Origin of the sequence: Streptomyces sp. NBC_01224 (genome assembly GCF_036002945.1) — a bacterium.
Lineage (GTDB): Bacteria > Actinomycetota > Actinomycetes > Streptomycetales > Streptomycetaceae > Streptomyces.
The window spans coordinates 3,395,099-3,407,897 of the sequence record NZ_CP108529.1 but is presented as its reverse complement, the minus strand read 5'-3'; the positions used below and the strand labels follow the sequence as shown (position 1 = coordinate 3,407,897).

General features: G+C 69.7%; 11 protein-coding genes. 5 read left to right on the top strand and 6 right to left on the bottom strand.

Translation table 11 applies throughout. The annotated features are described in order from the left end of the window. Window positions 1-18 precede the first annotated feature (18 nt). On the bottom strand, window positions 19-522 hold the full coding sequence (locus OG609_RS14645) for a DinB family protein (protein WP_327273222.1): 504 nt from the start codon (window positions 520-522) through the stop codon (window positions 19-21). 222 nt (window positions 523-744) lie between these two features. Between OG609_RS14645 and OG609_RS14640 the strand changes: the two genes are divergently transcribed. From OG609_RS14640 to OG609_RS14630, 3 genes are all read left to right on the top strand, one after another. After that, a complete protein-coding gene (locus OG609_RS14640) occupies window positions 745-1,338 on the top strand; it encodes a hypothetical protein (RefSeq protein WP_114249273.1) in 594 nt (197 codons plus the stop codon). A 218-nt stretch (window positions 1,339-1,556) separates the two neighbouring features. Continuing rightward, entirely contained in the window at window positions 1,557-3,974 is a 2,418-nt protein-coding gene (locus OG609_RS14635; RefSeq protein WP_327273221.1) for a Tox-REase-5 domain-containing protein, read from the top strand. A gap of 57 nt (window positions 3,975-4,031) precedes the next feature. Further along, the gene (locus tag OG609_RS14630) at window positions 4,032-4,760 is read left to right on the top strand and encodes an Imm52 family immunity protein (protein ID WP_327273220.1); all 729 of its coding nucleotides are present in this window, start codon (window positions 4,032-4,034) and stop codon (window positions 4,758-4,760) included. A gap of 30 nt (window positions 4,761-4,790) precedes the next feature. On the opposite strand, the gene OG609_RS14625 is transcribed toward OG609_RS14630, so the two are convergent. From OG609_RS14625 to OG609_RS14605, 5 genes are all read right to left on the bottom strand, one after another. Next, window positions 4,791-5,240, bottom strand: coding sequence for a DUF3592 domain-containing protein (locus OG609_RS14625; protein WP_327273219.1), 450 nt, complete (start codon window positions 5,238-5,240; stop codon window positions 4,791-4,793). 20 nt (window positions 5,241-5,260) lie between these two features. Next, window positions 5,261-5,845 carry a hypothetical protein gene (locus OG609_RS14620; protein ID WP_385648161.1) on the bottom strand — a complete coding sequence of 195 codons (585 nt, stop codon included), beginning with the start codon at window positions 5,843-5,845 and terminating at the stop codon, window positions 5,261-5,263. A 61-nt stretch (window positions 5,846-5,906) separates the two neighbouring features. After that, complete coding sequence (locus tag OG609_RS14615; RefSeq protein WP_327273218.1) at window positions 5,907-7,910, bottom strand: hypothetical protein; 2,004 nt, start codon at window positions 7,908-7,910, stop codon at window positions 5,907-5,909. A gap of 188 nt (window positions 7,911-8,098) precedes the next feature. Next, the gene (locus tag OG609_RS14610) at window positions 8,099-9,529 is read right to left on the bottom strand and encodes an APC family permease (protein WP_327273217.1); all 1,431 of its coding nucleotides are present in this window, start codon (window positions 9,527-9,529) and stop codon (window positions 8,099-8,101) included. Then, a complete protein-coding gene (locus tag OG609_RS14605) occupies window positions 9,526-10,674 on the bottom strand; it encodes a Zn-dependent alcohol dehydrogenase (RefSeq protein ID WP_327273216.1) in 1,149 nt (382 codons plus the stop codon). The genes OG609_RS14610 and OG609_RS14605 overlap by 4 nt, the downstream gene beginning before the upstream one ends. 220 nt (window positions 10,675-10,894) lie before the next feature. Here OG609_RS14605 and OG609_RS14600 point away from each other — a divergent pair, with 220 nt between their 5' ends. Then, the gene (locus tag OG609_RS14600) at window positions 10,895-11,479 is read left to right on the top strand and encodes a helix-turn-helix domain-containing protein (protein ID WP_327273215.1); all 585 of its coding nucleotides are present in this window, start codon (window positions 10,895-10,897) and stop codon (window positions 11,477-11,479) included. A 61-nt stretch (window positions 11,480-11,540) separates the two neighbouring features. Further along, window positions 11,541-12,776 (top strand): hypothetical protein, encoded by a 1,236-nt coding sequence (locus tag OG609_RS14595; protein WP_327273214.1) that lies wholly within the window; start codon window positions 11,541-11,543, stop codon window positions 12,774-12,776. Window positions 12,777-12,799: the final 23 nt, after the last annotated feature.

Here is a 12,799-nt window from a genome sequence, read left to right as displayed (position 1 = left end):
ACCGAGCGGCTTGTCCGGCTAGACGCCGGTGGTGCCGTCGACGATCTCCCGGATCATGTCGAGGTGGCCGTTGTGCCGGGCGGTCTCCTCGATCAGGTGCAGAACGATCCAGCGCAGATCGGGATACCGGCCGTCTCTGTGCGGGCGCTTGGCCGACGTGTCCAGCTCGTGGGAGGCGACCAGTTCGCGGTAGCGGGCGGTCCGCGCCTCGTACTCCGACAGCAGATCGGCGAGCGGCATGTCCACCGCGATGCGCATCTCGCGGTCGGGGTCCTCGTCCGTCCACGGCCCTTCGTCCTCGCCGCCGAGGAAGGCTACCTCGAACCAGTAGTACTCGACCCAGCTGAGGTGGTTGATCAGCCCGGAGACCGTCATCAGGGGCGAGCCGGGCAGCGGGGCGCGGCGGGCATCTTCCGGTGAGATGCCCTCGCACTTTGCGCGTGCGGTGTCGCGGGCGTAGTCGAGGAAGGTGGCCAGCTGGGTGCGCTCGTCCCGTGCGGGAGGCGTATCGGTGCGTGTCATCGGCGTACACGATGTGCGATCCGCTGCCCCCTGTCCATCGCTTTGTTCCATTGGGGCCCGCCCCTGGGTCCGTGGGCCCAAGCCCGGGCGGGCAGAGCTCATTACGCTCGTACGCGACCAACCATGAGCCCACCTGACCAGGCGCCCGCCACGAGCGCCTGTCCGGTGTGCCCATGCGCACCTGGATCTTCACGCTCCACCACTTCTTGGGGTGATGTGTCGATGAGTGACGGTTTCTTCTACTCGTACCACCTCGGCTGGAGCCGCCCGGATGCCGAGTCGCTCTTCGGCGATCTCGACGCGGCGGGACTGCGGCTCAGGCACCCCGTCACGAGGCGGGTCACGCTCCTCGGCCCGGGGCCGGATCCGTGGGGTACTCCGTCGTGGGTGACCAGGGAGCAGCTCGTACTCCTGGCCGGCCTGCAGCGGCTCGACAGGGTCGACTTCCTGCTGTGGGTGAACAGCGGAGCCGAAGTTCCGGCGCGCATCCGGCGGATGGGGGATGGAGTCGTCGCGCTCGAATTCGGATTCGGGCGGCTGACGCGGGACGAACAGGAGGTGGCCGCGCGGGCGATCAGGGAGGCGATAGGGAGGGCTTCCGTGCTCTGCATCGGCTTCGTGGTCGATCGCGAGGGCGCCTCGGCGGCGACCGACTGGAGCGGTGTCGTCATCAACGGCACGACATTCTTCGACAGTTGGCCCGACACGCTCGCAGTGCGGCATGAAATCGCTGCGATGCAACCGCAGTTGTCCGGAGTGGCATCATTCGACCAGTCGCCGTGGATGCTGTTCGGGAGCGAGGTCCCCAGCCGGTAGCGGAGGCGGGTCCCTGGCCTTCTGCGTATCTGCAACTCCGGGCGGAATCCGCAACTTTGAGCCTCGCATTGGGTCCTGAGGCCCATGCCCGAAGGGTGCCGATGTGGTCGGATGCGTGGAGTGGCTGAACTGTGGCTGCACACCGGCAAGCTGGGGGACTCGTCGTGTCTGGCATAGGCGGATTTGCGGTTTCGGGCGGCGCCGGTGGGGGCGCTGCCGTGACTCAGCAGGGCAGGCAGCCGTTGCCGCGCCCGCTGCAGGCGGTACTGATCCTCGTCCGGGTCCTCTTCGCGGCCGCGGTCCTGGGCGGTGCCGGTGTGCTGACGGTGGCGTCGGCGGTCAATGAGGTCGACGGCCAGCTGCTCGGGCTCCTGCTGTACGCGGCGCTGCCGAGCGTGACCGCATTCGTGCTCTCGTTCTATCTGCGGACCGGTGGCATCTGGATCTGGCGCGGACTCCTGGCCGTACACGTCTGGCTCACCCTCGGCGCGCTGGCGACCCTCGGCGGGGACGGCGGCGGGCGAGGCGTGACGCAGCTGGTGATGCCCGTCGCCGTTGTCATCATGCTGTTCCGGCCGAGCTCGCGCGACTGGTTCGAGCTTCCCCTCGAACAGCGTGTGCCGCACCGGCCGTTCAGCATCGCGCGGATGATCAAATGGCGCCGCGACGACGGCGGTCAGACCGCGATGGAATACCTGGGCATGGTCCTGGTGGTCGTGGCCCTCATCGGCGGACTGATCGCCACGGGGATCGGCGCCCAGCTGACCGGTCAGATGCAGAACGCGATCTGCCGGCTGACCGGAAGCGCGTGCCCTGCGCCCGGGGGCGATGTGGTGGCGGGGGACGGGGAGCATTCCGGGGGTACGGAATCCGGCGGGTCCGTCTCGGGCTCGGGTGGATCGGACTCCGGTGGGGCGGTTGCGTCCGGTGGTACGGATTCGGGTGGCGCGGTTGCGTCCGGTGGTACGGATTCGGGTGGGGCGGCCGCGTCCGGTGGTACGGACTCCGGAGGGGCGGGCGCAGCCGGTGGCTCCAACGCAGCCGGTGGCTCCAACGCGGCCGGTGGTTCCAACGCGGCCGGTGGTTCCAACGCGGCCGGTGGTTCCAATGCGGCCGGTGGTTCCGACGCCGCCGGCGGCTCCGGTTCCGGCAGCTCCGGCGGAGGCGGCACCGCCACCCAGGTCGACGACGGCGGCGACGACGTGGACACCTCCGGGGAACCGGACGGTGGCGACGTTGTGGACAACGGCGGCAACGGCGGCGACGAGAAGCCCGGCGAGAGCTGCACCTCCGGCGTCGGGGCGTTCTTCTCCTGTGCCGCGCACCAGACCGGTGGCTTCTTCAAGGGCCTGGTCGGCGACGGGCTGTGGGGCGACATCACCGGCACCTTCGACACGATCATCCACCCCGTCAAGGCGTGGAACGGCCTGATGGACTACGGCAAAAGCCTCGGTGACAAGTGGAGCCAGGACTCCAAGGACGCCGGGGACAAGTGGTCCAAGGGTGACTACCTCGGTGCGGTCTGGGACTGGACCAAGGCGTCCGGCGGCACCGGGGTGAAGGTCCTGGACGACATGTTCATCGGCGACGACGTACGCGACATGTGGAAGAGGGGCGACGAGGGCCAGGCGATCGGCACCGGCCTGTGGAACATCGGCTCGCTGTTCATCCCCGGCTACGGCGAGGCCAAGCTCGTCGGCAAGTTCGGAAAGCTGGGCAAGCTCGGGAAACTCGGCAAGCTCGGCGAAGTGGCCGAGAAGGCCTCGGAGGCCGCGTCCAAGGCGAAGAAGGCCGCCAAGGCGGGCGATGTCGCGGGCGCCGAGAAAGCCGCGAAGGAAGCGCAGCAGCACGCCGATGACGCGGCCGAGCAGGCCGGCCTCAAGGGCTGCACGGTCGGCATGGGCGGTCGCGTACGAGTGCCGTACGCCGGTGACGACGCGGGCCCGGGCCTGCCGGGCATGGGCCTGCCGGGCTCCGGCACCGGCGTCCTGGCCGCGGCCCGCACGTCCGTGCCCGTCGGGTTCCTCACCGGAAAGTGCGACGAGGCCGACCCGGAGAAGAAGGCGGCCGCCGACGAGGCCCAGAGGCTGGCCGACGAGGCGAAGAAGGCGGCTGACGCGGCCAAGCGACGGCAGAACCTGGAGCGTGCTCAGAACGAACCGAAGCCGGCCTGGTACAAGGACCTGAAGGACCCGCCGGCCGGGGCCAAGGACGGCGGGGTAGGAAACTGGCAGGAAATCAAGCCGGGCGTCTGGAACTACCCGACCGAAATGGGCGCCCGTTATCAGGAGCAGATCTCCAAGGTGGGCCGCGGAAAGGAGTACCGGGTTCCGCTGGACAAGCTCACGGGGAAGCCGGTCGACTTCGACGGCTGGGACGCCTCGCGCGGCACCTACCTGGAGGCGAAGTACGGGTACAAGGGCAAGGACTTCTACAACGCCGAGACCGGGGAACTCACCCCGAAGGTCGCGGACCGGTGGGCGGATCAAGCCGCCCGGCAAGTGGACGCGGCGCGTGGGAAGCCGGTCGAATGGCACCTGTCCGATCCGGACGTCGCGGAGGCGGCCAGGGAAATGTTCGAGGCCCGGGGCATCAAGGTTAAGGTGATTCACACGCCTGGTGATGTGACGGGCTGAGTACGGGCGGCCGAGGACCGGGCAAGCGGAACGGGAAGCAAGGCTGAAGGGAAAGCCGTGTTGTACGTCGTGGCCAACGGCCTGTGGGGTGTCCGCGAAGAGAGCACATCAGCGATTGCCGAACGCTGGCTCACTACCCTGAACGGGCTCAAGGGCATTGACGGTCCGACGTTCGACGGGTGGCACGAGGCGGAGGACGGGGTCGCTTCGGACCCCGTTCTGGAACCTTCGGTCGACACACTGACCGCCTACATCGAGCGGAAGAACGTAGCACCGGACATCGGCGTGATCGGAATGACGTCCTCGCTCTGGGCGCAGAACCCGGGGACGCCGCGCGTGACCGTGGCCGTTCACGCGGGCGGCACTTCCCAGTGGGTCACGAACTCCCTCGCGGTCACCTTCCGCTCCCGTGAGGTGAAGGAATCGGCAGAGGTGATCCGTCGCACCCCCGAGATGCTTCGCGTCATTGCCGAGGCCTGGGACATCGATGCCGGTCAGGTGTACAACAAGTCCGAGTTCCGGGCCGTGTCCGATGAGTTCGACCGCGAGAATTCCCATCCCCGCTGCGGCCGAGCGGTCTACCTCTCCGCAGGGCGGGCGGCGTCGGCACCCGAAGGGCTCGACGGCACCTACACGCGTACCGCGGACGGCGGCCTGGTCATCGACCTCACCCGGGGTGGTACGACCGTGCCGAGCGTCGAGGCGATCGTCGAGGCCGACAGGGAACTGCGGGCGGCCGGGGCGCTGGAGCCGATCCCGGAGCCGTACGACCGGGACAAGTTCTGACGCCTGCACGCCGGCTCGCCTGCACGCCCGTCAGAGCAACCCCCGCATCGCCGCGAACCCGACCAGCAGTCCCACCGCGAACACCCCCGGCACGACCGTGAACACCGCAGGCATCACCACCGGCCCCCACGCCCCCGGGCCCGCCACCGTGGCGTGCTTCGACGGGGCCGCGGGGTCGTAGCTGACCCGGACCGGCGCCCCGACCTCGAAGCCGAACGGCCCTGGGGCGTGGTCGGTGAATTCGATGTCGCGGCCGTCGCGGGTACGGAAGGCGAAGACGTACTCGGTGACGTGACTCCGGTCCATGCCCGGCCCCCGGTCGACCGTCCGGCGGTCCGCGCACCGGCCCTCGGCGTGTTCGCCGTGCCGGACCAGCCGCAGCACCCGATTCAGACGCAGCGCCGAGCGGACGGCGAACGCGCCGAGGAACAGGCCGAACAGCAGCAGGAACGTGGCCGTGCCGCCGGGCAGGATCTGCATGAACGAGCGCCCCTGATCCGCTACTTGACGGTGATCGACTCGACGAACGCGTCGAGGTCCTGCCGGCTCAGCGAGCCCTTCACGGCATTGATCCGGACCGCGAACGGCACGTCCTTCGAATCGACGCCCGCCACCACGACACCCGTCATCTCGGTGCCCGGCGCCGGGGTCTGCTCCTTGCCGCTCGACGTGAACTCGTAGTCGATCCTGCGCGCCTCACGGGCGCTCTCCGCGCCCGCCAGCCGCACGTCCGAGGTCTCCTTGCGGGTCGCTCCGAGACCGATACCGGCACCCGCCGCAGCCGCCGCCTCACCGGCGTCGTCCACGCCCGTGGCGAAGTCGAGCTGTACGGAGACCATGCCGGTGCGCAGCCCGCCCTCCTCCTTCAGCGCGACGGCGGCGTTGGCCTTGGCCCGGTCGGCCGCGGGCTGCTCCTTGTAGCCCTTCTTCTCGGGGTAGCCGACGGAGAGGCTCTTGGTGTCGAGCTTGCTCCAGCCCTCCGGAACCGCGGCGGCGTCGTCGCCGCAGCCGGTGAGCAGGGCGAGGCCGATGGCGGCGGCAGCAGCTGCGCCGATTGCCCGGGACATCTTCATCGTCGTCGTCATCGCCTATCGCCTCGTCGTCGTGCGTGGTTGCTGCGCACCGTAGCCGTACCCGGTGTATGAATTACTTCGCGCAGTAGCTGTACGGAAGGTACGAGCGCTTGTCACCCTGCGGAGCCCCGAGGAACTGCGCGTCCGTCAGTGTCTCCTTCTTGTGCTCGTCCGAGATGGAGAATCCGAGACTCATGCCGAGCGAAACCTCGAAGCCGAACTCCTGGGCATCCGTCTCACCGTGGTACTTCATGCTGCTCGACAGCCCGTCCTGGAACATCAGCTGGTCGAACGGGTCGGTTCCGGTGGGCTTCTGCTGCATGGAGTGGTCGCCGAACATGTACTCGAACGGGGCGGTGTTGTTGCCGGAGCCGTTCAGCCACTGCTCGGCGACGGCCCGCTTGTCCTCGGTGGCCTTGTCGGTGTCCTTGCCGAAGATGATCGAGTTCGTCCGGACCTCGATGCCGGTCTCGCTGGAGGAGTCGGTGCCGCTGACCTTGCCGCCGCGCTTGTCGCCGTCCTTCTTGCCGTTGTCGCCGCTGATGTCGCCCTTGTCGGATGTGGAGCCGCCCTCGACGGTCTGGGTCATGTCGATGCGGACGATCTTGCCGGTCTTCTGGTCGCGGGTGACGGTGATCGCCCCGGTCCGGCTGTCCTTCGCGGTGGCCGTGCCGCCGAGCGGACCGGCCGAACCGCCGACCTTGCCCTCCAGATCGAGCTTGGCGGTGTACGTGTACGACTCGTTGCCGTTGACGTCGTCCTTGGTGATGGTCACCTCGGGGGAGAACTTGGCCTTGCCGCCGAGCTTGGCACCGAGTTTGGTCTCGTCGCCCGCACTGATGGAGAGGCCGCCGTCCGCGTACACATTGAGGCCGACGGTCGAGTACGAGATCTTCTTGTCACCGATCTTGCTCTCGACGTCCTTCTTCTTGTCGGCCCACTTCATCCCGGAGTACCAGCCGCCGCCGTAGCCACCGCTGTACTTGGTGGAGGTCTCCCACATCTTCATTTCCTCGATGTCGTCCCGCATCTTCTTGGCGTCCTCCTCGCTCTTGAAGACCCAGGTGTCACCGTTGGTGATCTTGATGCCGCCGCCGACGTCCACATCGGCCTTGCCCAGCTTGCCGAGCTTGACGCCGGGGGTGCCGGCGGTGGCACCGGCCGAGGCGGCATCCGTGAACGTCATGTAGACCAGCTTGTCGTTCTCGTCGACCTTGCCGTCCTCGTTCACATCCGTCTTGGCCTGGCTGACCTTCTGCTGGAAGCCGTACTCGTTGCCCCACTCGAACCAGCCGATCTTGACCTTGTCGCCGACGGTGTCGGAGATGCTGGAGACCTGGCACATCTTGGGCTCGTAGTCGGCGTCCGTCTTCGGCTTCGCGGTGGTGTCCCCGCCGCCGGTGGAGCAGCCGGCACCGCCGCCGCCCATTGAATTGATCGCACAGCGGATGCGTTCCCCGATCTGCCCGCCGACACCCGCCATCGCCATCGCGCCGATCATCGTGACGACGAGGACGATCACCCCGAGGTACTCCATGGCGGTGGCTCCGCCGTCCCGCCAGGAGTACGGGTGGTACGGCGCGGGCGACTGTTCCTCGCGGTCGTGGTCGTCCAGCAGCCGGTCGACGGCCAGCCCCACGGCCGAACCGGTCACCAGCGAGACGATCGGCATCAACGTGCCCTCGAAGCCCACGAGATGCCAGGACACGGCGAATCCATAGGCGAGCGCGGCCAGCGGGACACCCAGGGAGGCGAGCAGCGTCAGAAGCCGGGACTCGCGCTGTTCGTCGGGCAGGACGCGGGCCGATGCCAGGACCGTGAGCACGGTCGTGATGACGTTCGGCACGTGCAGCAGGGCGAGGCGCCAGCCGAAGGACGTGAGCCGTTCGTCGGTGGCGAGCATCTCGACGAGCCCGCGCGACACCAGGTATCCGGCGGCGATGTAGACGAGAGCACCGGCGGCCCAACTACGGGTCAGTGCGAAGAACGCACCCCCGCTCGCGCCGGAACCACCACCCCCGCTCCCCGGTGGTATGTGGCCCGCGCCTCCGCTTCCCCAGCCCCCGCCACCAGTCACGGTTCTTTCCTCTCCGACGCCCACTTGCCATGCCTGTGCCCGCAGTTCTGCATTCGGGTGTGGGCGTGAGCGTACGGGCGTACGGGCCGGGTGACCTGGGCCCTTGGCCCCAAAGTCGGGCCCAACGAGCGATGCCCGGCTCCCCGCGGGGTGCGGGCAGCCGGGCATCGGGGAGAGGTGGTCCGGGATCAGTCCAGATCGTCCGCGAACGTTCCCGCGCGTTCGGCGACTTCCGGCTTCCGGACCCGCAGCACGGCGAAGCCGACGACACCGACGACCAGCGCGCCCACGAACACGTACGGCAGCACGTTCAGCGGCCAGGCCGGGACGGGCCACAGGTTGCGGTAGAAGACGTAGATCATCGCGGCTGCACCGATCAGCCCCAGGCACCAGGTGACGATCAGGCCGCGGGCCCCGATCCGGCGCACGAACAACGGCGCGGCCAGACACACCAGGGTGTAGCTCAGCATGTAGCCGAAGACGCCGATGGTGTCGATGTACGACGTCGCATCCAGCGGCTCGGTCCCGGCGCCGACCACGAGCACCGCGGGGAGGGCGACGAACGGGGCGACGGCCCAGATCGCCACGGAAGGGGTCCGGTGACGGGGGTGGGCGACACCGAGCCGGGCCGGCATCACACCCTCCTTGGCCATCCCGAACAGCAGGCGGGCGGCGACGGTGATGCAGGCCATCACCACGGCCACGAACGACGCCGCGAAGCCCGCGTGCAGGAAGAACTTCAGGAAGCCGAGGCCCGACAGCTCCGCCAGTTCGTCCATCGGGTCGGAGCTCTTCGCCAGTGCGTCCGCCCCACCGAACCCGGCGACCTGTGCGTACGTCGCGAACATGTAGAGCACCCCGGCCAGCACCGCACTGCCCATCACCGAGCGGGGAATCGCCTTGTACGGGTCGGTGGCCTCGGCCCCGAGCGATGCGGCGCCCTCGAAACCGACGAAGCCGAGAACGCCCAGCACCACGGCGAAGACGACACCGTCGAGGGTCGAGCCGCTGAGGCTCAGCTGGTCGGTGTCGATGATGTTCCCGCTCTTGAAGAAGGCGGGAACCAGTACGACGACGATGAGGACGATCGACACGACCTCCAGTACGGAGGCGACACGTGCCGCCGTCCGCACACTGGCGATCGTCAGCCGGATCGCGACGGCGGCCAGCAGCACATCGAGCAGGATCTGGCCGGGGATACCGGTGAAGAGCCCGATGCCGATCTGGTCGAGGGCGCGCGCCGTGTAGTAACCGGCGCCCGCGAGTGAACCCGAACCGATGCACACCGCGCCGATGAGCAGGGCCCAGCCGGTCACGAAGGAGCCGGGCGCCCCGAGCGAGAGCCGGGAGAAGGCGTACAGCGAACCGACCCCGGCGCGCCTGCGGGCGAAGACGCAGATGCAGTACGCGATGGCGAGGACGGCGGCCATGGCCAGGAAGAACGAGAACCAGGCGCCGTTGCCCGCGGACGCCGCCATGCTGGCGGGGGCGAACGCGATGACGGCGCTGGGCGCGACATTCGCGACGCTCTGCGCGCCGACCTCGAACGTGGAGACGGAGCGGTGGGCCAGCCCGTCGGCAGGCTTTCCGGGCGCGGCCTGCTTTCCGGCGGTGCTCATGTCCGGTCCTCCATCATCAGCAGCTGACGCAGGGCGTGCCCGGCGGCGAGGTCGGCCAGTGCGTCGCCCGCCTCGTCCAGCGGGCGCCGTGCCGAGATCATCGATTCCACGTCGAGTTCACCCGACACCACGAGGTCCACCAGATCCGGGATGTCGCGAGCGGCGTCGACCGAGCCGTAGTTGGAGCCGAGAATGCGCTGGTCGGCCTCGGCGAGTGCGAGCGGGTCGAAGCGCGCGGTGCGGCCGGTCGGCGGCAGGCCGACGATGACGGCGGCGCCGCCCTGGCCGAGCGCCGCGATGGACTGCTCGGTGGTCTCGATCTTGCCGATGGCGTCGAACACGTAGTCGAGGCCCTCCGGGACCAGGGCCCGCAGCGCCTCGACGACATCGCCGTCACGCGCGTCGACCGCGTCCGTCGCACCGAGCCGGCGGGCCAGCTCCAGCTTCTCGGGGACGACGTCGACGGCGACGATGCGGCCAGCCCCGGCCAGCCGGGCGCCCTGCACACAGGACAGGCCCACACCGCCGCAGCCGATGACTGCGACGGTGGCCCCGGCCTCGACCCCCGCGGTGTTGCGGACCGCGCCGACACCGGTGGCGATGGCACAGCCGACCAGGGCGATCACATCGAGGGGTGCGTCCTTGCGCACCTTGATCGCGCCGGAGGCCGGGACCACGACGCGCTCGGCGAACGAGGAGACGCCCAGGTAGTGGTGGGCCCGCTCGCCGTCGACCGAGAGCCGGCTGGTGCCGTCGTACAGCACCCCGCCGGGCGCCACGACCTCGGCGACCAGGCTGCACGCGGCCGGGCGCCCGGAGAGACAGAATCGGCAGGTGCCGCAGGAGGGGACCCAGGACAGGACGACATGGTCGCCGGGTTCGAGGCCGGTGACGCCCTCGCCGAGCGCGGTGACCACGCCCGAGCCCTCGTGTCCCATCACGACCGGGGTGGGGTGGTCCCACTCGCCGCGGATGACATGCAGGTCGGAGTGGCAGACACCGGCCGCCGCGACGGCGACCTCGACCTCTCCGGGGCCGGGCGGGGCCAGGGTGACGTCGGTGACGGTCACCTTCTGCCCCGGGGAGCGGAAGACGACGCCGCGCACGGTGCGTGCGGTGCTCGCTCGGTAGGACGGGGAGCTCATCGGCTTACTCCTCGGGTGGTGCGGGACGGGCAGGGAGGGGGAGGGGCGGCACGGCAGCTCACCAGGAGGCCTTGTCCGGTGCCCCGCCCGGCGCCTTGTTTAGCGCCATTAAACTTTCGTCAATGTTTTACAGCACTAAACTCGATGGGTAAAGACCCTTGTGACCTGCATTTCTCCCCGGCCACTCCCCGTGACTTCCTCGACAGGTAGCGTGTCCGCCATGCCCGAAGCCCCTGACAGTCACATGTCCACGATCGGTCCGCGGCTGCGTGAGCTCCGCCTGGCACAGGGGCTGACGCTCGCTCAGGTCGCCGATTCCGCAGGCGTGACCAAGGGGTTCGTCAGCCTCGCCGAGCGCGGCAAGACCTCGGTCTCCGTCCCGACCCTGATCCGTATCTGCGAGGCGCTGGGCACCGGCATCGCCGCGCTCTTCGACTATCCGGACCAGGACGTCGTGAAGGGCGGCCTGGGCGCCAAGCTGGAGATGGGCGGGCACGGCATCGAGGAGTTCCTGCTCACGCCGGCCGAGGAACGGCACGTCCAGGTCATGCGGACGATCCTGCGGCCCGGCGGCGGCTCGGGCGGCGCGTACAGCCTGGAGGCCGAGACCGTCTTCGCCTATCTGGTCCGCGGCACGCTGCGCCTCAGCGTGGACGGCGAGCCCAGGTTCCTGGAGGCTGGTGACTCGACGACCTTCTCGGCCCGCGCCGCGCACGCCTGGGACAACCCCGGCGAGGACGAGGCCGAGGTCCTCTGGTCGATCGCCCCCGCCCTGCCGCTCTCCCGCACCAAGCTCCGCCCGTAGCCGGGCGCCGCTGCCCGGCCCGTGGCGGGTGGGCCCACCCGCTGCGGAGATAATCGGCAGCATGCCCGACGACGATCCGGCCGCTCAGGCCACCGCCCCCGCACAGCAGCTCGTGCGGCAGCGCAGCCGCCGAACGCAGCCGCAACCGCCGCATCCCCCCGTCCGAGGCCGCCTCGCCACGGCCCTCGCGGCGGCGGCACCGGCCCTCGGGGCGTACGCGGCCGTGCGTCTGATCGGTCTCGTCGTCCTCGCCGCCGCCGCGTCCAACGCCGACAAGAGCGCCTTCCACCTCCTCGGCGAGCGCTGGGACTCCGTCTGGTACCAGCGGATCGCCGAGAACGGCTACGGCCACACCGTCACCCTCCCGAACGGCGGCATCCACTCCGACCTGGCCTTCTTTCCCCTGCTGCCCGCTCTGGAACGCGGCATCGCCGAGCTGACCCCGCTCTCCCTCGCGGGTGCCGGACTGCTGGTCGCCTGGGTCGCCGCGCTCTTCGCCGCCTGGGGGATCTACGCCGTCGGGGCGCATCTGCACGGGCGTCGGGCAGGCGTGGTGCTGGCCGCGCTGTGGGGCGTGTACCCGACGGCGTTCGTCCAGTCCATGGCGTACACCGAAACACTGTTCACCGCGTTCGCCGCCTGGGCGCTGTACGCCGTACTGACCCGGCGCTGGATCGTGGCCGGCGCACTGTGCGTACTCGCCGGGCTGACCAGGCCCTCCGCGGCTGCGCTCATCGCCGCCCTCGCGATCACCGCCGCGGTCACGCTCGTACGGGAGTACCGGGCCGGCCGGACGGACGGCATCGTCCGCCGCAACGCACGGATGCTGACCGGTACCGCACTCGCGCCGCTGGGCTGGCTCGCGTACGTGGTGTTCGTCGCCGTACGGGAGGGCGGCCCGTTCGCGTACTTCGACGTCCAGGCACAGTGGGGCAACAGCATCGACGGAGGCGTGGCGCTCGCCTCGTTCATCCTCGGGCTGCCACTGCCCGGCGCGCTCGGGCTGTGCGCGGCGCTGGTGGGCCTGGGATGGGTGGTGTTCCTGTGCGTACGGCAGCGCCAGCCGCTCCCCGTACTCGCCTACTGCATCGCCGTCGTCGTCATCGCGCTGATCGGCTCCGGGTACTTCGGGTCCAGGCCGCGGCTGATGATGCCCGCGTTCCCGCTGCTCCTCCCGCCCGCCGTCGCGCTGCTGCGGCTGCGCACCACAGCCCGCACGGTGACGTTCGTCGCCGTGCTCGCGGTGGCGTCGGCGGCCTACGGGGCGTGGACGCTGCTCGGCTCCGGCCCGCCGTGAGCGCGAGCATGTGCGTGAACCCG